This is a genomic window from Streptomyces sp. NRRL S-340, from assembly GCF_000720185.1.
GTDB lineage: Bacteria > Actinomycetota > Actinomycetes > Streptomycetales > Streptomycetaceae > Streptomyces.
Genome location: NZ_JOIY01000008.1, coordinates 142,289 through 162,821 on the forward strand (window position 1 = coordinate 142,289; position 20,533 = coordinate 162,821).

A 20,533-nucleotide genomic window follows, 5' to 3' on the forward strand; every position below is an offset into this window, starting at 1 on the left:
GTCGGCGGGGAAGGAACAGTGCGCTGCCTGGACTTGGAGAACCCATGGTCAAGACCTAGGGATCGTTTGAGGTGTCGCTTCCGTTCGTGGAAGATCTCGGTGTCGAACGCCGGTCGAGACGGCACGGTGCCGGGCCCGTCCGGCGTGGGGCCTGTACGGAGGCCCCCAGGGCGACGCCGGCCATGGGGGTGCGTTCGCCGTGCCGCGGGCAGTGACGGATCCGACCGCCCGGGCGGTTGGACAAGCGACGCGAGGCGGCGGCATGCCGATCGCCGTGTCTGTCGCGTCGGCGCCGGTGGTGGGCCCCGGCACCCGGCGAGGCGGTCAGGGCAGCGAAGGACCGTCCCCTGTGACATGCCGCTACCCCATGGTTTTCCGTTGGTGTGGGAGTCGTGAAGAGCTCTCGCGCGGTTCTGGGGATTTCGTCACGGGAGCGGAAGGATCGGGGCACTCGGCGCTCGCGGACAGGCCGGGCGCCGCTCCATGCGATGGGAGACCGATCAACGATGTTCACTCCGGTGCGGAGCAGAGTGCGGACGGCCGCGCTCGCGCTCCTGGCCGTCACGGCCCTCGCCTTCAGCGCGACCGTCACGACCGGCGCGGCAGCGGCCCCCGCTCCCGCGAAACAGGGACCAACCTCGGTGGCCTATGTCGAGGTGAACAACAACAGCATGCTCAACGTGGGCAAGTACACCCTCGCCAACGGCGGCGGCAACGTCTTCGACGTCGCCGTGATCTTCGCGGCGAACATCAACTACGACACGAGCAAGAAGGCGGCGACGCTGTACTTCAACGAGAACGTGCAACGCGTCCTCGACAACGCGGCCACGCAGATACGGCCGCTGCAGCAGAAGGGCATCAAGGTCGTCCTCTCGGTGCTCGGCAACCACCAGGGCGCGGGCTTCGCCAACTTCCCGTCCCAGCCGGCGGCTTCGGCGTTCGCGAAACAGCTCTCGGACGCTGTGGCCAAGTACGGCCTCGACGGCATCGACTTCGACGACGAGTACGCCGAGTACGGCAACAACGGCACCGGCCAGCCCAACAACAGCTCTTTCGTGTACCTGGTGTCGGCGCTGCGCGCGAACATGCCGGGCAAGATCATCAGTCTCTACAACATCGGTCCGGCCGCGTCTCGCCTGTCCTACGGCGGCGTCGACGTCTCGTCCAAGTTCGACTACGCCTGGAACCCGTACTACGGCACCTGGCAGGTCCCCGGCATCGCACTGCCCAAGTCGAAGCTCTCGCCGGCGGCCGTCGAGATCGGCGGCACCTCGAAGAGCACAGCCGCCGCCCTGGCCCGCCGCACGGTCGCGGAGGGGTACGGCGTCTACCTGACGTACAACCTGGACGGCGCCGACCGCAGCGCCGACGTCTCCGCGTTCACCAGGGAGCTGTACGGCAGTGACGCCGTCTACGCGCCGTAGGCCGAACGCACTCCCCGGCACCCGGTGCCCCCTCGGGATTTGCTGCACCCCGTAGGCCCGCACCCCGGGCAGGTCGCGCCTTCGACAACGATGCCGGAGGCGCGGTCGCACGCACGGACACCGGCTCGGCGGGGTGGAACCGGGGCGTTCAGCGGCAGAGCGGTGCGGGCTGCAAGACGGATCTCCGGAGCGGCTCGAGGACGGTCGGCCGTCAGACCCCGGTGCGGTCGGGAAGGGAGGGACCGGAGACGCGGCCGTCGGGGTGTTCTGCTGTCCGGCCGGGCCTGAACGAGCGGCGGACGAACGCGATCAGGGACGGCCCTTGGCGGAAGCACCACAGGGCGATGACCGGATCGCAGATGGCGCATGCCAGGGACGAGTCGTGGGCGAACGGCAGGATCGGAGCGAGATCGAGGTGGTGGGCGACGTCCCATGCGGTGTGGAGCAGCCAGCCGATGCCGATGAAGGTCCAGGAGTCCAGTCCGCGGTAGGCGACGTAGGCCATGAGCGCGACGAACGGCAGCTCCCACGGGCCGAATCCGCCCCCGCTCAGATAGGCGGCGCCGGCGCCGCCCACCATGATCGCGTTGAAGCGGCGCCGGTGCGGTTCTTCGATCAGGGACATCAGCAGGCAGTAGAGGGTGCCGACGATCACCGGTGACACGAAGTTCATGACGGGATGACCTCTTCTTCCAGTTGGGCGCGGGCCGGGGCGCCGCGGTCGAGTCGCCGTAGCGCGAGCAGTCCGCCGACGCCGGGAAGGAAGGCCAGGACCTTGACGGCGGCCGGTGCCTGCGGGAGGCGCCAGGTCGCGAACACGACGAACAGGTAGGCGCAGCCGTGGGTGGGGCCCGTCAAGGACGAAACGGACTTGAGGTGGACGGTGAACACGTTGGCCAGCATCGCGATCAGGGAGATCAGCTCGGCGTGAGCGGCGATGTGCAGATGGCGCGGAGAGCGCAGGTGCATGGTCACACTCCGGTGGTGGAGCCGGACGAATGGTCATCAGTACGGTGACGGTGGCTCGGAGCAGGTCGAAGACACAGGTCACCAAGGCGAGGCGGCCCGGCGCCGAGGGAGCCTGCAACGGCGAGGCGGAGCCCGTCGCCTCGCCGGAGAACGGTCGTGGGCGGGCAGGATCAGCGGTGCCAGTACGTCGGCGGCCGCCGTGCTCAGCAGGACCGAGGGATCAACCAGGCGTCACCGGGGACACCGGACCTGCCGGCCGTGGCGGGGCCGAAGAGGGGGACCACTGGACCGCTGTGCGGATGCCCGCGCAGATCCGGCAGTTACGGTGCGGCGTCCCCCGGGGTGGTGCGGGCGTCGCCGCCGGCGCAGTCGGCGAGAGCGCGGCAGCGTCGCGGGACATGCTCGCGGCGACGGTGACCGGGCCGACGGCGACAACGGCGGCCCGGACGTGCAGGGACAGAAGGAGTTCGGTCACGCCTGGCGTTCCGGGGCGGTCCGGCGCTCGCCGGTGACCTTCGAGGACGGAAGGCGGCCGGCCTTGGAGGTGCCCTGGAGGGTGTCGCCGTCGACCGTCACGTCGAACGCCAGGTTCAGCCGCACGGGTTTGGTGATGGCCTGCTTCCAGGTGAGCCGGTCGCCGTCGAGGGTGATGTCGCCGAGCGGTACGTGTTCGCCGGCCCCGTGGGCGACGCCGGTCAGGACGCCGTCCTGGTCACGGAGTTCGACCACCGCCTCGATCTTGCCGATGGGGGTGGAGATGGACAGGTTCCAGGTGCCTTCGACGGACATGCCGATGTGTTTTCCTGCCTGTGCGAGGGGATGGTGAGCGGAGGATCTGCGAGGGGCCGGGGTTCACAAGGCGCTGGGCGTCGGCCCCTGGGCGCGCCAGACGGTGCCGCGCCGTTCGTGGGCGAAGAGCTCTTCGACGGCGTGCGCGACGCGGGGGCCCACCTCACGCTCCAGCAGGTACAGCCCGAGATCGAGCCCCGAGGTGACGCCGGCGCCGGTGACCAGGTCGCCGTCGTCCACGATGCGGGCGCGGACCGCGTGGGCACCGGTGGCGTCGAGCATGTCGAGGCCCAGGTGGTGGGTGGTGGCGTGACGTCCCTCCAGCAGGCCTGCCAGGGCCAGGACGAGCGAGCCGCCGCAGACGGTGGCGACAGTGATGCCGGGGTCGTCCATCGCCTGCTTGAGGAGCGCGGGCAGCCCGGTGGCCAGCGTGCGGCCCAGCAGTACCGGGACGAACTCGTCCTGCTTCCACTGGCCGGCGCCTGCGTCTTCTTCCGGGACCTCGCCGGGTTCGCCCACGCGGCCGGAGGCACCGGGCACCACGAGCATGTCCGCGCGCTCCAGGTCGAGGGCGCCGTCGGCGCGCAGCACCAGTCCTCCGGTGCCGCTGACCACCTCCCGGGGGCCCTCCGCGGTGACCAGCTCGACGGTCACCGCGCCGTTCGAGGCCGTTCCGCCGGCGTACAGCACCTCGTAGGGGGCGATGGCATCGAGCGGGTCGAAGCCGTCGAACAGGACGACCTGGATGTGCATGGAAGGTTCCTTCGGGGTCGTTTTCCATCGGACGCTCCGAAGTCAACCGGCTGCCGCAATGATCGCCCAGTGGCACTAGTGACAGGTTTCGACGGAAAAACGCCAAGCGTCTCCGGAAGGCCGCGAGCTGCGGAGACGTGGAGCTGTCCGGGTACCGGCGCCGGACCGTCGGGCGGATGGGGAGGCTGGTTCGGCCCATGCACGCCGTCGCCGTTCCCGTGCTGGACCGGATGATCCCCCTTGGAGTGGTCCACCCCGGCCGAGGTCTCCTCCCGGACCCGCCTGCCCGGCGAGCGGCCCGGCCACCAGGGCAGGGCCTGCGCCGCGCACGACGAGACCGACGCCGGTACCTTCACCCTGCGCGACCCTTGAGGCCCGGACGGCCGCCAGGACGCGGACACGATCACCGTGCCGGGCGTCGCCGATCGTGGTCAACGGGGCTGGTAGGCGGTGGCCAGCACGGATACGGTGACCTGATCGGGCAGGAAGCGGCCGTCATCCAGGTCCGCCCGGCTCACGTGACGTGCGCTCGGCGTCATCGCTACCAGGTTCAGGGCATCCAGCCCCGACAGGTGCGCCGGGTACTCCACCTGTTCGGTGACGGCGGCCTCGAAGAAGGGGTCCAGCGCCCGGTGCAGGCGCTGTTCCTTGGCCGGGTCGACCGTGACCACCGAAGGCAACCGGCCGCGCAGCTCAGCCAGGTGCCGCCCGGTGGGACGGATCACGATCAACCGGCCGGCCGGGCGCAGCACCCGGTGGAACTCGGCCGGGTTGCGCGGGGCGAACACGTTCAGCACGGCATCGGCCGCCCCGTCGGCCAGCGGGAGGGGACGGAAGACGTCCCAGGCCACCGCGGCGGCTCGGGCGTGGGCTCGGGCCGCCGACCGCAAAGCGCGCACCGACGTGTCCAGACCCAGACCGCGGGCGCCGGGCAGCTGGTCGAGTACGCCGGCCAGGTAGTAGCCCGTGCCACACCCCACGTCCACGACCGCGGCCTGCTCGGACACGGCGCCGGCCGCCAGGCGGGCGCCGACTTCACGGATGGGCGCGTAGGCGCCGGTGGACAGGAACCGCTCCCGGGCCCGGACCATGGCCGCGTCGTCGCCGCTGGTGGCGCGGGTGCCCGTCAGCAGGCCGGCGTAGCCGTGGCGGGCGATGTCGAAGGTGTGGCCCGCAGGGCAGCGCAGTGCACCGCGGCCGGGCCGCAGGGGGCGCGTGCGGCACGTCGGGCAGCGCAGCAGGTCGAGGGAGAGTTCGAGGGCAGGGGGAAGCGACACGGGCACGATGCACTCCTGGCAAGAGGGAAGGGAGGAGTCCGTGCCTGCGTGCGCGCTCAGAGGTCACTGCATCAGGAAGGAGCGGGCAGCGACGGGAAGCTGGTTCACGCCGCAGGCACACCAAGGAGGGCGATGCCGTCCGGTATCGCCCTCAACGCCTTCCGGTCACAGGAAGCAGCAGTGCGGGGTGCTCATGAATGCCACGTCCTCAGTCTACGAGGATCAGCGAAGGCCCCGTACGCCGGCGAAGCCGCCAGACACGGCCCGGTGCCGCGTCAGGCAGGGTTCGCCGTGTCCGCGAGGAACTGAGTGCGCAGCCTGATCGGTAAGGTCGGGGCCTGGCGCGCGATGCGCCAGGACGTCATGCGGAGCGGGGCGGGCAGTGTTGACAGTGGATGTCCCACCTTCTCTTCCAGGCCGCCCATCACGCGCCTCGCGCCCGCTGAACGGTCCGCAGGCCGTCCTGGGCGCGGACCGCTCGGCGGGCCGCGACCGCCTCTGCTCAGGGGGGACCTGACGCGCCTTTCGGCTGCTGGTCCCGATGGTGCCGTGGCGTCAGGCTGGGCGGGCGGCGGAACGGGTACGCGTCCGGGAGAGCGATGACGACGAGGGCAGGCGGCTGCCGCGGTACATCCGCGCAGGTGCCGGTCCGGAGAGCCTGTTCCAGCAGCGGGATGAGATTGCGGCCCTCGCTCAATCCGGCTGCCACCCGACGCCGTGACGGGTCCGGCGCCCTCGTCGGTGTCGGCGCGGCGCAGCGGCTTCGGCAGCGTGATGGGTGGACGCCGAGGTCGGCGGCGACCTCTTCCGGCGTGACGCCGGGCCCGCGGTCGCGCGCGACCCGTACGACGGCCTCGCGGGACTCCTCCGGATACGGCTCGGGCACAGCAGCGTCTTTCCAGGCCTCAACTCGGCAAGCCGGGGCAGGTGTCACCCGATCAGGCAGCAGTCCCGGTGGCAAGCTCGGCGGTGGTCCGGTCGTACAGCGGCATCCTGCCGTACTTCGAGAGGGCGATGCGACGATCTTCGAGAGGGCGATGCGATGATGGTTCCGTGTACGGGGCAGGCACTTCAGGTCAAGTCTTCGGCGTGTTGCCGGACCTGTGTCGACTGTGTACCGATCGATGTCGGCCACAGAGAAGTCCTCACCGGAATCATGAGTGGATCCGACGAGAGGGGAGAGCCCAGGCGACAGCCGGGATCGCAGCTCTGCCGCGGGGGGCCGCTCGGGCAGGCCGCGCGGCGGAACGGGGCGCCGTGGCTCGATAGCGGGGGTGTCCGGTCGAAGACCCGCGGGGGTGTCCGCAGAGTGCGCGGCAGGGAAGGTGAGAGTGTGTGCAGTCTGTCCGGGTGTCAGCAAACTTCGAGAATGCCGACCACCGCAGGTCGCGGCTCTGTCGTCTTGAGAGGGTTGCGGCCGGGCAAATCATCGTGTCGGGCACCGATCCGCCTGTCTCCGACAAGGAGGGCGTATGCTAGTAGACCTAGGGGCCCTTTGTGAGTCGTTTACTAAATCAACGTAGCTTTCGAGCGAAAAGATGACTACATTTGGATCATGCGAATCACTCTCGCATGACGGGGGGGATGAGTACTCGTGTGTGACCCCGTCAAGGATGCTCGCGTCCTCGGCCGCTACGTCTCACACGGGTAACAACCGCAGAGAAGACGATAGCAGGTATGGCATGAAATGGACGATTACGGTTGAAACGTACGGAGGCGCTGACGAGGAACCGGCGACGATCACTGCAGTGATGCAGAGCGTTCCCGGCGGACCGCCACGGATAGTCGAACTGGTGGTCAAGGCCTCGGAGCGGGGCGCGATCCCCCCCAGAGGAGCACTCGACATCGACTTCGAGATGCTGGCTCAGGCGGTGAGCGGGGTCGCTGCTCTGCCCTCTTCCCTCTCCGAGAACGGATCGGAGAGTCACCGGCCTGCAAGCGCGTCCCGTCCCCCAGCCGCAGCGCAGAATCAGCGTCCTTACCGCAAGATGCCCGACCCGGACGAGGTCAGAGAAGTCTTCCTCAAGCTCAGCAGCGTGGGGAAGGTGGCGCAGCACTACGACGTGCCTCGTTACACCGCACAGGCATGGGTGGACAGGCTGCGTCGTATGGGACATCTCGAAGAAGCGAAATCGAGCAACCCCAGACTGCGGGGCAAAGGACGCCGGTAGGGAGTGTCATCGGTGCGCGGGACATCCCCTGGACCTGTGCGCTGAACGGGCCTTCCGGGCCGTGCCACGGCCCGGAAGGCCCGTTGTCTCAGCCGGCGATCCTGGCCGCCAGGGAGCGGACCGTCGGGGACTCGTAGAGCGAGCCCACGGAGACCGGAGTGTCCAACTGCCTGCTCAGTGCCTCCGTGAGCTGCACGGCCCTGATCGAATCGCACCCCAGGCTGAAGAACGAGTCGTCCCTGCCCACTCGCGGGACTCCGAGCACCTCGGCCGCGGCCTCGGCCAACAGCGCTTCGAGCCGTCCGTCGGGTGGCAGGTAGGAGGCGTCGCCCGCGCCGACGGCCGCGAGCACAGCGGCCGGGTCGGGGGTGCCACTGCGGTCCCGCTCGATCCGTGAGGTCACCACCACCCGGGCGAAGATCCCGCGGTCGGCCAGTCGGGCCGACACCGCGGCCCGCACCTGCTGAGGGTCCGTGTCCGACGCGGGTACGACCGCCACGGCGACGGTGCCGCCGCCCAGTTGGTCCGCCGCCAGGAGCGGCTTGATCTGCTCGTTCGCCGGATCGGCGCCGATGAGCAGGTGTACCGGCCCGGCGTGCAGGGCGCCCAGCAGGGCCAGCGTGCCCCGGGTCGGGTCGATCAGGGTCAGTCCCCGGTGCCTGCCCGCCGCGACCAGCGGACTGCCCTGGTTCATCCCTGGGCCGTCCCACATGCTCCAGGCCAGGCTCTGGGCCCGTCGCCCCGCCGCGGCCCAGCGCTGGGCCCAGCCGTCCAGTACCGCGTTGGCCGCCGCGTACGCGCCGAAACCGGTCCCGCCGAACAGACCGTTCACGGACGAGTACAGCACCACGGCAGTGTCCGGCCGGGTGGCCAGCAACGCGTCGACGGCCTCACAGCCACCGGCCTTCGGGCGCAGCATCGTCGCCAGCCACTGCGCGGACTCGGTCCGCAGTTCGTGGTCGCTCAAGGACTCCCACTGCGGGGCGACCGCGGCCCCGGCGAGATGCAGGACCAGGTCGAGGCCGCACCCCCAGGACGCCTCCGCCTCAGCCACCGCCCCGGCCAGCGCGTCCGGGTCCGCGGCATCGGCCGCGCGGTAGCGGACCTCGCCGATGGCGTGCAGGACCTCCAGCGCCTCCCGGGCCCCGGTGTCCAGGCGCGCCTGCGGGGTCCGCCCGACGATCAGCAGCCGTGCCCCGTGCGTGACCACCAGGTGCTCCGCCACGGCTCGTCCCAGGCCGCCGAGACCACCGGTGATCAGGCAGGTCCCGCCCCGGGGCAGCACATCGGCGGGAACGTCGAAGACCTCCGGCAACGGCACGGTGCGCAGTCGCTGTTGCAGCGGACTGCCGTCACGCACGGCGATCACGTCGCCGCTGTGCCGCGCGGTGGCCAGGGCCGCGAGTTCGGTCGCGCCGGCGTCCGCCGGGGCGTCGATCAGTGCGGTGCGGGCGAGAAGCCGTTCCGAGCGGGCGGTACGCACCAGCGCGGTCAGCCCGGTCCGGCCCGGAACCACCGGATCGCCGGGGGCGGCCGGTACGGCACCCCGGGTCAGCACGGTGAGCTCGGCGTCGGGGCGGATCCGCGACACGGCCGATGCCACGGCGAGGAACTCCGACGGCACCCCGGCGTCCCCATCGGCCGGTGCCGTCGCGGGGTCCGAGGCGGCAACGAACAGCACCTGCGGTACGGTCCCGTCGTCCGTGAGCCCCTCGCCGGCCGCCGCGAAGGCTCGCTCCAGGGCCGAGGCCAGCTCCACGGCATCCGTGCCGACCACGATCTGAGCCGTGGTCAGCGGGGGCAGCCAGTCGGGAACGGTACCGCTGACGCAGGCCACGAGCGGACCGTCGGGCCGCTGCCCCAGCCGTGCGTCGGCCGGTTCCCACACGACCGCCAGCGCGGGGACGCCGTTCTCCGCGTGCGGCGCCTCGTCCGGTGCGGCGCCGTCCGCCTCACCGCCGTAACAGCGGTCGTCGAACCGGCCGTCGCGCCAGCCTTCGAGCAGCCGCTCGCGCTGCACCTTCCCGCCGTTCTGCCGTGGGAACTCCTGGGACGTCACCGGCACCACGTAGGCCGGACGCAGGGCCAGGTCGCGGGCGAGAGCCGAGCGGATGGCGTCCACCAGCGCGGGCACGTCGTCGGTGTCGGGCACGAAGAAGACCACCAGAGCGTCGGTGCCGGCGTCCTCGTCGGGCACCCCGGCCACCGCGGAGCAGGCGGGCACGACGCCGGGCACCTGCTCCACCACCGCCTCGATCTCGTGCGCGGGGAAGTTCGCCCCGTTGACGATCACCATGTTCTTCTGGCGGCCGGTGAGGAAGAGGCGGCCGTCGCGCAGGAACCCCAGGTCACCCGTGTCGAACCAGCCGTCCGCGGTGAAACTCTCCTTGTTGGCCCGCTCGTTGTGCGCGTAACCGTTCAGGACCGTGTCGCCGGACACGTGCAGCCGCCCGACCCGGCCCTCCGGGAGCACCTCTCCTTGCTGGTTCACGATGCGCAGTGCGACGCCGGGCACCGGGGCACCGACCTCCGTCACCACGACCGCGCCGGGAGTGCCCGCCGGCAGCTCGCGCAGTTCGCCGTCCAGTGAGGCGGGCACCAGGGAGACGGTGCCGACCGCCGCGTCATCACGGTGCATGCGGGTGTACGTGACCCCCGAGGAGGTCTCCGACATCCCCCAGCAGGGCACCATGGCGTCGGCGGGCAGTGCGTGCGGGGCGAGCAGTTCCACGAAGCGGAGCGCGGTACGGGCGACGACGGCCTCACCGGCGTTGCAGATGTTGGTCAGGCGGCTGAGGTCCCAGGAACCGGCGGCGATCTCCTCCGCGCGCTGGCACACGAGCGAGAACGCGAAGTTGGGCGCCCAGGTGTTGGTGGCGCGGAACCGGTCCAGACAGTCCAGCCACAGCAACGGCCTGCGGATCACCGATTCCGTTCGTACGTTGACGTGCTCGCAAGTCAGGAACACATCCCGGAGGTTGTACATGATCATGCCGCCGACGTGGTCCAGCGGCATCCAGTTGAGCGAGACGTCGTGCTCCGTGAAGCCGTTCGCGGCGATCGCCGCGTAACTCCTGGCGACGATCGTGCGATGGCGGTGCTGCACGCACTTGGGCGTGCCGGTGCTGCCGGAGGTGAGCAGGTTGACGATCAGCGTGTCCGGGTCCGGTACGGTCCAGTCGGCCGGTTCGGGACCGGGCAGGGCGTCGGCGGCCAGTACCCGCGGCGCCCCGCCGCCCGGCAGCCGGCCGGCCAGCGAACGCACCCCTTCGCACAGCCCGGGGTCGGCGATCACCGGCGGCCGGCCGAGCAGTTGCCAGGCGGCGGCGAGTTTGCGTACCGCGGCGTTGTCCGTGGCGTACTCCGGTGCCGGAGCCAGCGCAGTGGGCAGGAAGCCGCCCAGCACACAGGCCCACCAGGCGGTGACGAACGTACGGCTGTCGGCGCACTGCAGCAGCACCGGGTCGCCCGGAGCCAGACCGTGGCGGCGCAGTCCGCCCAGCATGCGGCGGGCGTCCTCGTACAGCTCGGCGTACGTCTGCCGGTCGGTGCTGCCGTCCGGCAGCAGATAGGTGGTGCCACGGTCCGGAGCCACCCGCGCGGCCCGGGCCAGCGCTTGCGGCAGCGTCGGCACGGCGTCCGGCGGCAGCACCGGCTCGGGGCCGCGGACCAGGGCCGGACGGTCGGCGGGGACGGCGGTGCCGCGCCCCACTTCGCCGGAGCCGGGACCGGACGCCGCGCGGCGCGTGGCGGTGACGCGCAGCCGGCGGTCGCGGACGGCGGCGGCGTCACGGACACCCGCGGTACCGGCCGCGATCTCGGCAACGGTCTCCAGGGAGAGCTGGTGGACTGCGGCGCTGGTGGCGGTGGTCACGAAGAGGTCCTTCCGGCCGGAGCGGGCGGTTCGACGGCCAGCTGTCCACCGATCTCCCGGGCGGCGTCCGGGGTCAGTCCGACGACGAAGTAGTGGCCGCCCTCGACGCTCAGACCGGTCCGGCCCACGGCCGTCTGCGTCTCCCAGCCGGCCAGGTCGGACTCGTCCACCGAGCCGGTCAGCCCCCGAACCGTGGTGATCGGAACCGGCAGCGGGGGACGAGGCCGGTACCGGTAGTTCTCCCAGAGCTCGAAGTCACTGCGCAGCAGCGGGAGGAGCATGTCCAGCAACGGAGCGTTGCGGGCCACCGCGTCGGGCAGCCCGCCGCGCTCGCGCACCGTCGCCAGCAGCTCCTCGTCCGAGAGCAGGTGCAACGGCCGCGCAGGCGGCGGCGCCTGCGGAGCGGGCTGCTCGCCGACGATCAGCCGCTGCGGCCACGTTCCGAACCGGCGGCCCATCTCGTGCGCGATCTCGTACGCCAGCAGCCCGCCCGCACAGTGCCCGTACAGCACGTACGGCATGGTGGTGTACGGGCGCAGGGCGATCGAGCAGGCGGTGACCAGCGCGTCGATCCGGGCCGGCGGCTCCTCCCGGGAGCGGTCCTCGCGGCCGGGCAGCTGCACCGTCAGCGTCTCCACCCAGGAGGGCATGAGTGCCGCCGTCCGCTGGTACACGGACGCGCCGCCACCGGCGAACGGCAGACAGATCAGCCGTACCCGGGCCCGTTCGCGGGGGACGCGGCGCACCCAGGGCGAGTCCATGACGAAGCTCACCGGTCCGCTCCGCGGGGGTGCCCCTGCGTGGGTGTCCGCGCTCAACGCGTCCCCTCCTCGTCCAGCGAGGCGGCCAGCTCGGCGAGCTCGTCGTCGCTGCTCCCCTCCACCAGGTCCAAGGCCTCCGCCAGCGCGTCCCGCTGCGCTTCCCGGCCCGAACGCGCCGCGTCGACGAGCCCGGCCAGACCGGCCACGGTGGGAGTGGCGAAGAAGTCGGCGATCGGCAGGGCCACCCCGAACACGGCGTTCACCCGGGAGGACAGCTGAATCGCCTGCAGACTGGTGCCGCCCGCCGCGAAGAAGTTCACGTGATTGCCGATCCGGGCGCCCAGCAGCGGGGTGAACACCTCCTTGCGCATCGTGCGCTCGGTGGGCGTGCTGTTCTCCTCGTCGGCCTCGGAGAGTTCGTCCACCACGGCGAACTCCACGGCGGGCAGCCGCCGCCGGTCGATCTTGCCGCTCGGGGTCAGCGGGACCTCGTCGAGCGGCACCAGGACGGAGGGGACCATCGCGGCCGGCAGCCGGCGCGCCACCGCGGAGCGGATCGTGTCCAGCTGCAGCTCTCCGGGACGCTCCGGCACCACGTACGCCACCAGCAGCGCGCCGGTGCGCGGGTCGGTCGCCACCTCCGCCACCGCCTGGGCGACCCCGTCCACGGCCTGCAGCGCGGCCTCCACCTCGCCCAACTCGATCCGCACGCCGCGCACCTTCACCTGCCGGTCGGCCCTGCCGACGAAGCAGAGGTCCCCCGCCTCGTCCCAGACGGCCAGGTCACCGGTGAGGTAGCGGCGGGAACCGGGAGGCCCGTCGGGGTCCGGCCGGAACCGGTCGGCGGTGAGGGCGGGCTGGCCCAGGTATCCGCGCGCCACGCCCAGCCCGGCGATGGCGAGTTCACCGACCGCGCCGGCCGGGAGCAACGACGCACCGGCGCCGTCCACCACGTAGGCACGGTGATTGGCCATCGCCCGGCCGATCGGCGGTGAGGCCGTCCACTCGCCCTCGCACCGCTTGGCCACCACGGTCACCGTGGTCTCCGTCGGGCCGTACCCGTTCCAGAAGCTCCGGCCGCGGGCCCACCGCGTGGTCAGCTCGCCGGTGAACGCCTCGCCTCCGACGAACGCCACCCGCAGGTCGGGATAGTTCTCGGGAGAGAGCAGATCCATGATCGCCGGGGGCAGGTCGATGACGGTGATCCGCTGCTCCCGCAGGACTGCGTCGAGGGCGTCCACGGAGCGTCGCTGGTCCTCGTCCAGTACGTACAGGACGGCGCCGCTGAGCAGGGTGCCGAAGATCTCGAACACCGAGACGTCGAAGCCCGGAGAGGCGAAATGCAGGACCCGGTCCTCGGGAGTGAGGTCGAACATGTCCCGCACGGTGCGGGTGAAGTTGGCCGCGTTGCGGTGCTCGACCACCACCCCCTTGGGACGGCCGGTGGACCCCGAGGTGTAGATGACGTACGCCGCCGAGGCGGCCGGCACGACGACCGCAGGCGGCTCCTGCCCCGCCTGCGGTCCGTCCAGCGGATCGGCACCGACGACCAGCCCCAGCGGACCGGGGATCCGGTCCGCCGTACCGGGGGAGACCACCACGGTCCTGGCCCCGGTGTCCTCCAGGATCATCGCCAGCCGCTCGTCGGGCTGACCGGCGTCCACCGGTACGTAGGCGCCCCCGGCCCGCAGGACCCCGAGGACGGCGGCGATCAGGGCCGGGCCCCGCTGCATCACCACCGGCACGAGGTCGCCGAGCCCCACCCCGGCGGCCGTCAGCCGGTGGGCGATCCGCCAGGACCAGGCGTCCAGGTCGCCGTTGGTCAGGGAGCCGCCCTCCCAGAGCAGCGCGGTGTGGTCCGGCGCCGTCGCGACGACCTTGGCGAACAGTTCGTGCAGCGGGGTGTCGAGAGGCGCGCCGATCGGTTCGTTCCAGCGCTCCCGTACGTCCGCGTGCTCCTGCGGCGTGCCCAGCGGGGCGTCTCCCAGGGGACGCTGCGGCTGCCGGCAGAGCGCGTCCAGGGTCTGCAGGAAGCGGTCCAGGACGCGGGCGGCCGTGGCCCGCCGGTAGAGAGAGGTGGCGAACCGTACGGCCACGGTGGGCTGTTCACCGTCCGTGACCTCCAGGGCGAGTTCGAACGCGCCTGCCCCGGCGTCGATCTGCTCGCAGCCGAAGCGCACCCCGTCCACCTCGACCGGTCCGCCGCGCGCGGCAGGGGTCGTGAAGCCGATCTGCACCAGGGGCAGCCGGCCGGCGTCGGGCTCCACCCCGAGTGCGTCCAGGATCAGCTTGAACGGCAGGCTCGCGTGGCGCAGGCCGTCCCGCCGGGCGTCGCGCAGCCGGGTCACCACGGCGGCGAAGCTGTCCGCCTCGTCCAGTTCGACCCGCAGCGGCAGCAGGTTTCCGATGTCACCGACGAGCCGGCTCTCGTCGTACGGGCCTGCGACGTCCCGGGGGAGTCCGATGGTGAGGTCGCCCCGGGAGGTGTGGCGGGCGATCACGACCAGGAAGGCGGCCAGCAGGACGTCCTGCCGCTCGGCGCCGCTCCCGGCCGCCAAGCCGTCGGCGGCGGCGGCCAGTTGGGGTGGCAGCGGCAGCCGGACGACGTCGCTGCTCAGGTCGATCAGCCGCGGACGGGGGAGGTCGGTGGGCAGCTCGGTGCTCTCCCAGCCCGCGAGGGCGTCGCGCCAGTACGCGGTCGCCTCACGGGCGGCGTCCTGCTCGCACCAGCCCCGCTGCCAGGCCGCGTAGGTACCGAAGTCCACCGGCTCCTGCGCCCATGCAGGCGCCGTGCCTGCTGCCCGGGCGCGGTAGGCGTGGGCCAGATCGCCCTGGAGCACGCGTGCGGAGCGCGGGTCGAGGACGATGGAGTGGCTGGTCAGCACCAGCAGGTGCAGGTCGGGGGCGGACCGCAGCAGCCGGAACCGGACCATCGGGCCGGAGTTGAGGTCGAATCCCCGGCGCAGCTCGCCCTGCACCACCTCGTCGGCGCGCCGGCGCAACCGCTCCACGGGAACGTCCTCGGTCTCCAGACGGATGCGGGGCACCGCCTTCAGCCGCTGGGTGCCCCGGGTGTCCTCGTCGGAGAACGTCGAGCGCAGCACGGTGTGGCGCTGCAGCAGATCGGCCAGCGCCGCGCCCAGCGCTTCAGCGTCCAGCCGGCCCTCGATCGGGAGGGCGAAGCCGAGCCCGTAGGCCAGGCTGCTGGGGGCGAACCGGTCGAACAGCCACAGCTGCTCCTGCCGGTAGGACAGGGGGGCGGACCGGGATCCGGCGGACACGTCGTCCAGCTGAGCCAACAGCGCGTCCCGGCGCTCCCCCGGGAGCCGGCGCAGTCGGCGAAGCAGCTCGCTCTGTTGACTCATGCCACTGTCCTCCAAGTCGGCATGTACACCACGACACATACTTCAGAGACTCATCCAACAGGCAACATTGGAGTCAACGCAATACTTCAAATGGCGCGTACTGGTCCCGGCGGCGGGTCACGGCGCGAGGGGACCGGAGCCGAGGGTGAGACGGTCCGCCAGCACACGGACCAGCGCGGGCGGCGCGTCCAGGAAGGTGTAGTGGGTCCCCGGCAGGACGACCTTGTCCGTGGGCGCCCAGGCCTGCCAGCCGCCCATCAGACGGTGCGGTACCTCGACATCGTCGTCCCAGCCCAGCGCCGTGATGGGGCAGGGCACCGTACCGGCCGGACGGAAGTACTTCCGGTTGGCCTCCAGATCGGCGCGCATCACGTCGATGAACAGGTCGACGAGCTCGTCGGCGGAGGCGGCGGCGCCCATCGCGGTCAGCAGTCCGGCGATCTCGTCCCGCAGACCCTGGTCGTCCAGCCCGAGGAATCGGCCCCAGGGACCGTCCTGCGGAGCCACCTGACTCGACGCGAAATACCGCACCGGCGCGGGCAGCCCGCGCTCCGCGATCTGGATCACCGTCTCGAACGCCGGCAGGGCGCCCCCGCAGTGCCCGAACAGCGCGTAGGGACGGGAGGTGAGCAGTTCCCCGACGTCGTCCAGCAGCGCGGCGGCCAGCTCCTCGTAGGTGCCGAAGTGCGGCTCGCGCATCCGGTTCTCCCGCCACGGCAGTTGCAGCGGGACCACCTCCGCCTCACCGATGGTGGCGGGCCAGGCCCGGTACATGGAGGCGCCGCACCCGGAGTACGGCATGCACAGCAGCAGCATCCGGGCGCCGGGCGACGGCTCGCGCAGGAACCAGCGCCGCAGACGGGGCTCCATCACGCCTTCACCCCCGCCACCACACCGTTCGCCCCCGGTGAGGAGAACCGGACCGTGCGCACCTCGGAGCAGCCCGCGTCGCGCAGCCAGTCGGTGTACTCGGCACCGGTGTAGTTCCGTCCCCAGGTGCCCACCAGCATGTTCATGCTCATCAGCGCCGCGTCCACCGGGCCGGATTTGTCGTCGTCCACCAGCAGCTCACTGATCAGGACGGTGCCGCCGGAGGGCAGGGCGTCCAGGCAGGAGGCGAGGATCTTCCGGTTCTGGCTCTCGTCCCAGTCGTGCAGGATCATCGACAGCAGGACGGCGTCGTGCCCGGAGGGCAGCGGATCCGCGAAGAAGTCGGCCGCGGCCGTGTCGATGCGTCCGGTCATACCGGCCGCGGCGATGCGTTCGCCGGCGAGCGCGCACACGTGCGGCAGGTCGACGACGGTGCCGCTCAGGTGCGGGTGCCGGCGGCACAGTTCGATCAGGGTGGCGCCCGCGCCGCCGCCGACGTCCATGATCCGACGGACACCGGAGAGGTCGACCGACCCCGCCAGCTGACGGGCGGTCAGGGTGGAGAAGGTGAAGAGCCCCTCCCAGAAGGACTCCGGCCGGTTGCCCTCCTCGAACATGTTCCGGTCCGGGTCGGGCACCGGCTTGGTGGGGGCGTCGGTGCGGACCGCCTCGGTCGCGCGAAGCCACCCCGGCGCGGTGTACCGGGCCACCATCTGCACGTAACCGCCGAAGTAGTCGGGCAGGCCGGGCACCAGGTAGTGCGCCGCGACGGCGGTGTTCCGATAGCGCCCGCCGCGCTGTTCCAGCAGCCCGAGCGCGGTGCACGCGGTCAGCAGGATCTCGGCCGGCCGCTTGCCGATGCCGAGCCGGCGGGCCAGCTCGGGAGCGTCGGCGTCGCCGGCGGCCAGGGCCTCGAAGACGCCCGTCTCGATCGCCGCGGTCAGGGTATGGGTCTTCCACAGCCCCGTCGCCAGGTCGGTCAGCAGGGTCGGAGGCGGGGTGCCGGGACGCGTCCCGGAGCCGGAACCGGCGGCCATGTCAGTGCTCCTCTCCGGTGCGGAACCGCACCGACACCCGGTCGAACATGATGTGCCGACCGTTCTCGAAATGCAGGTCGCTCGGCTCGTCCAGATCGAACACCGGCAGCTGGGACAGCTCGTCGAGCACGGCGGCGAACTCGGCGCGGGCCAGGTGCACCCCCATGCAGTGATGGATGCCGTGCCCGAAGCTGAGGTGCTGATGGGAGTTGCCGCGGTCGGGATCGAAGGTGTCGGGATCCGGGAACTTCTCCGGGTCCCGGTTGGCCGCGTCGAACAGGAGCACCACCCGGGCACCCGCCGGAATGACGGTGCCCGCGACGGTGACCTCACGGGTGGTGACCCGCGTGAACCGATCGGTGGGACACCAGCGGCGCAGGACTTCCTCCGCGACGGCCGGGCGCAGCTCCGGCTCGCGGCGCAGCCGCAGCTGCAGCGCGGGATCCTGGGCCAGCGTGTGCACGAGGCGGGTGATCGAGTTCATCGTGTTGTCGTGCCCGGCGACGCAGAAGCTGACGATGATCGAGTACAGCTCCTCGTCCGGCAACGGCGAGCCGTCTTGCCGCGTGGCCGCGAGCCGGGCGAGGTAGCTGCCGTCCGGCTCGTCGCGCACCCGCTCGACCTCCTCGGCCAGCAGGGCGTGGAAGGCGGGCCAGAACTTGCTCGCGTCCCGGTCGGCCGAGATGTAGGTCCACATCGTCCGCGTCGCCTCGCGGATCCGGGCGCGGCAGCTCTCGGAGAGCCCGAAGGCCACTCCGAGCACCTCGATGGCGAACGGCTCCGCGAACTCGGCCATCAGGTCCCCGTGGCCGCGCCCGGCCAGCGGCGCGAGCAGCCGCGCGACCATGCGGCGCAGCTCCGGCACCATCGCGGAGACGGCCTCGCCCGTCATCGGAGCGGCCATCCGCTCACGTATCCCGCGCTGCGCCGGGGGGTCGTAGTCGATCGGTGAGAACATCGGCATCCCCTCGGCGCGCGGGAAGTGCACGCCGCGGGCCGAGCTGTAGGTACGCCAGTCCGTCAGGGCGGCGCGCACGTCCGCGTACCGGGACAGGATCCAGATCCCGCCGTACGCCGGTGACCACGTCACCCCCCGCTCACGGATCTCACTGTTGACCCGCTCCGCGGTCCGCGGGGTGTATCCGGGGTCGTGGTGGTCGAAAGCGGTCACCAGACGGTCGGTGGCGTCCGCGGCTTCGGTGGTCATGCAGGCCTCCATGCCGATGTCGTCGGTCGGACGAGGTGAGTCGTGCGGAGTGCCGGGGTGCCGCCGACGGGCGGGGCTTCAGCGGCGCCGGGGCACGATGGGCGGCAGCGCGCTCGCGCCGGTGCGCCCGGCGGCGGCCCCCGGGACGCGCTCGGCCAGTTCGGTGACGGTCGGGCCGGCCATCAGGTCCGGCAGTTCGATCCGGACGCCGAAGCGCTGCTCGATCCGGCTCTGCAACCGGGCCAGCAGCAGCGAGTCGCCGCCGAGTTCCACGAAGTGGTCGTCTGCTCCGACCCGGTCAACCTGCAGCAGATCCGCGAACAGGCGGGCCATCTCGGTCTGCGCTCCGGGCGCGGGTGCCCGCCAGGCACGCGACGGACGTCCCCGGGACCAGTCGGCCGGGGGCAGCCTGCGGCGGTCGATCTTGCGGGACGTGTTCAGCGGGAACTCGTCCAGTTGCACGTACGCGACCGGGACCATCCAGTCCGGCAGCCGTTCCACCGCGTGGTCGCGCAGCTCCAGCGGCGCGACCTCACGTGCCGCGACGAAGCAGGCGACGAGGCGGCGCTGGTCGCCGTCCCAGGTCGCCACCACGGCGACCTGGTCGACGTCCGGGTGCTGCCCCAGCGCCCACTCGACATCCCCGAGCTCCACCCGGTGGCCGCGGATCTTCACGATGTTGTCGATCCGGCCGTGGTGCTCCAGGATCCCGTCGGGACGGAACCTGCCCGCGTCGCCCGAGCGGTAGATGCGGCTGCCCGCGGCGCCGAACGGGTTGGGCCGGAACCGGTCGGCGGTCTGTGCCGGATCGCCGAGATACCCGAGGCTGAGGCAGTCCGAGTCGATCCACACCTCGCCGATCCCGTCGACGACCGGTGTCAGGCCGTCGTCCTCCAGCAGGTGGACGGTGACCCCGTCGATCGGCCGGCCGACGGGCGGGGCACTGGCGCGGTCGGCGTCGGTGGCCGTGGCGGGAGTGCACCTCTGGGACCAGGGATGGCACGAGTTGGCTATCTGGAAGGCTTCCAGACTGCCGTAGGAGACGGCGACCTCGAACGGCAGGTCCGCGGGCCCCCACCGGTTCAGCCGGTCACCGCCCAGGGTGAGCAGCCGCAGCGCGCACCGGCGCGGCCAGGGCAGATTCTGCAGGACCTCGCCGACCGGGGTGATCACGAAACTCTGGGTGATCCGCTCGGCGAGCAGCCAGTCCCGCAGGGCGGGCGGCGACGCGATCACCTCGTGGTCGCCGATCACGAGCTGGGCCCCCTGCCAGAGCAGACCGCCGACCTCGTGCAGCGCGATCCCGGCGCCGGCCGCGCCGAGCCAGGAACCGCGGTCGGCGGCGGTGGTGGCGTTCACCGCGGCGCTGCGGGCGGCGCTGAGCGCCAGCCAGGAGTGCTGGGCCAGCACGATCTTGGCCTCACCGGAGGAGCCGGAGGTGAACATCGCGTAGGCGAGGTCCTCGCTCCGTGGTCGCGCACGCGGGGGGAGCCCGCCGCCGGGTGCCTCCTCGGGGAGCGGAGCGCTCGCGTCGAGGGTGACCACGGGCAGCCCTGCGGGGAGCGCGGGCAGGGGGTTGCCCGTACCACGGCCGGGCGCCGCGGTCACGACTGCCGCGGGGCGCGCCGCGGCGATCGCCCGGTCGAACCGTTCGGCGGGTACGGCCGGGTCCAGCGGCATGCACACACCGCCCGTCTTGAGGCAGCCGAGCATCCCGACTACCCACTCGATGGAGCGGCCCAGGTACATGGCGACCACGTCGCCATGTCCTACTCCCGACCCGGCCAGTTCGCAGGCAAGTCGCTCGGCACGCCGGTCCAGGTCCCGGTAGGTCAGTTCCCGTTCGCCGTGCCGGACCGCGGGGGCATCGGGGGTGTCGCGGGCGAACAGCTCGATACGGGAGACCACCGTGGTGGCCGGCCCGGCCCCGGGTACGGCCGGAGCGTCCTGCTGGCTGATCATAGGGTCCTCTCTGAAGGAAGATGAGCCGTGCAGGGCGGTCCGGCCGTACGGGACAGTCGTCGGGTCGCCGGAGG

At 71.8% G+C, this 20,533-nt stretch carries 15 protein-coding genes and 2 pseudogenes; 3 read left to right on the forward strand and 14 right to left on the reverse strand.

Going from position 1 to position 20,533, the window contains the following annotated elements:
- Positions 1-208 precede the first annotated feature (208 nt).
- A pseudogene (locus tag IG64_RS43210) lies at positions 209-340 on the reverse strand (IS110 family transposase); the annotation flags it as partial.
- Positions 341-506: 166 nt separating this feature from the next.
- On the opposite strand from IG64_RS43210, the gene IG64_RS08035 reads away from it, so the two are divergent.
- On the forward strand, positions 507-1,424 hold the full coding sequence (locus IG64_RS08035; RefSeq protein WP_037853579.1) for an endo-beta-N-acetylglucosaminidase H: 918 nt from the start codon (positions 507-509) through the stop codon (positions 1,422-1,424).
- Positions 1,425-1,635: 211 nt separating this feature from the next.
- On the opposite strand, the gene IG64_RS08040 is transcribed toward IG64_RS08035, so the two are convergent.
- The 5 genes and pseudogenes from IG64_RS08040 to IG64_RS08055 form a co-directional block, all read right to left on the reverse strand.
- On the reverse strand, positions 1,636-2,097 hold the full coding sequence (locus IG64_RS08040; protein ID WP_037853580.1) for a DUF6010 family protein: 462 nt from the start codon (positions 2,095-2,097) through the stop codon (positions 1,636-1,638).
- A complete protein-coding gene (locus IG64_RS08045) occupies positions 2,094-2,393 on the reverse strand; it encodes a hypothetical protein (protein WP_037853581.1) in 300 nt (99 codons plus the stop codon). The genes IG64_RS08040 and IG64_RS08045 overlap by 4 nt, the downstream gene beginning before the upstream one ends.
- Positions 2,394-2,395: 2 nt before the next feature.
- Positions 2,396-2,868, reverse strand: a pseudogene (locus tag IG64_RS43215) (hypothetical protein).
- The gene (locus tag IG64_RS08050) at positions 2,865-3,182 is read right to left on the reverse strand and encodes a hypothetical protein (RefSeq protein ID WP_037853582.1); all 318 of its coding nucleotides are present in this window, start codon (positions 3,180-3,182) and stop codon (positions 2,865-2,867) included. The pseudogene IG64_RS43215 and the gene IG64_RS08050 overlap by 4 nt, the downstream one beginning before the upstream one ends.
- Before the next feature lie 63 nt (positions 3,183-3,245).
- Positions 3,246-3,935 carry a DJ-1/PfpI family protein gene (locus IG64_RS08055; protein WP_037853583.1) on the reverse strand — a complete coding sequence of 230 codons (690 nt, stop codon included), beginning with the start codon at positions 3,933-3,935 and terminating at the stop codon, positions 3,246-3,248.
- 240 nt (positions 3,936-4,175) lie between these two features.
- On the opposite strand from IG64_RS08055, the gene IG64_RS42025 reads away from it, so the two are divergent.
- On the forward strand, positions 4,176-4,307 hold the full coding sequence (locus IG64_RS42025; RefSeq protein ID WP_324609564.1) for a hypothetical protein: 132 nt from the start codon (positions 4,176-4,178) through the stop codon (positions 4,305-4,307).
- Positions 4,308-4,366: 59 nt separating this feature from the next.
- On the opposite strand, the gene IG64_RS08060 is transcribed toward IG64_RS42025, so the two are convergent.
- Complete coding sequence (locus tag IG64_RS08060) at positions 4,367-5,218, reverse strand: methyltransferase domain-containing protein (protein ID WP_037853584.1); 852 nt, start codon at positions 5,216-5,218, stop codon at positions 4,367-4,369.
- Between the two features lie 1,676 nt (positions 5,219-6,894).
- On the opposite strand from IG64_RS08060, the gene IG64_RS40220 reads away from it, so the two are divergent.
- On the forward strand, positions 6,895-7,383 hold the full coding sequence (locus tag IG64_RS40220; RefSeq protein WP_158771494.1) for a hypothetical protein: 489 nt from the start codon (positions 6,895-6,897) through the stop codon (positions 7,381-7,383).
- Positions 7,384-7,471: 88 nt separating this feature from the next.
- Here the strand turns inward: IG64_RS40220 and IG64_RS08065 are convergent, their stop codons facing one another.
- The 7 genes from IG64_RS08065 to IG64_RS08095 form a co-directional block, all read right to left on the reverse strand.
- Entirely contained in the window at positions 7,472-11,257 is a 3,786-nt protein-coding gene (locus tag IG64_RS08065; protein ID WP_199811532.1) for an SDR family NAD(P)-dependent oxidoreductase, read from the reverse strand.
- Positions 11,254-12,030 carry a thioesterase II family protein gene (locus IG64_RS08070; protein ID WP_199811533.1) on the reverse strand — a complete coding sequence of 259 codons (777 nt, stop codon included), beginning with the start codon at positions 12,028-12,030 and terminating at the stop codon, positions 11,254-11,256. Before IG64_RS08070 ends, IG64_RS08065 begins: the two co-directional genes overlap by 4 nt.
- A gap of 41 nt (positions 12,031-12,071) precedes the next feature.
- Positions 12,072-15,383 (reverse strand): non-ribosomal peptide synthetase, encoded by a 3,312-nt coding sequence (locus tag IG64_RS08075; RefSeq protein ID WP_158771496.1) that lies wholly within the window; start codon positions 15,381-15,383, stop codon positions 12,072-12,074.
- Between the two features lie 117 nt (positions 15,384-15,500).
- Positions 15,501-16,253, reverse strand: a complete 753-nt coding sequence (locus tag IG64_RS08080; protein WP_037853587.1) for a thioesterase II family protein — start codon at positions 16,251-16,253, stop codon at positions 15,501-15,503.
- The gene (locus IG64_RS08085; RefSeq protein WP_078883860.1) at positions 16,253-17,290 is read right to left on the reverse strand and encodes a methyltransferase; all 1,038 of its coding nucleotides are present in this window, start codon (positions 17,288-17,290) and stop codon (positions 16,253-16,255) included. Before IG64_RS08085 ends, IG64_RS08080 begins: the two co-directional genes overlap by 1 nt.
- A 1-nt stretch (position 17,291) precedes the next feature.
- Entirely contained in the window at positions 17,292-18,497 is a 1,206-nt protein-coding gene (locus IG64_RS08090; protein ID WP_037853589.1) for a cytochrome P450, read from the reverse strand.
- 78 nt (positions 18,498-18,575) lie between these two features.
- Entirely contained in the window at positions 18,576-20,459 is a 1,884-nt protein-coding gene (locus tag IG64_RS08095) for a non-ribosomal peptide synthetase (RefSeq protein WP_051812491.1), read from the reverse strand.
- Between the last annotated feature and the right edge of the window lie 74 nt (positions 20,460-20,533).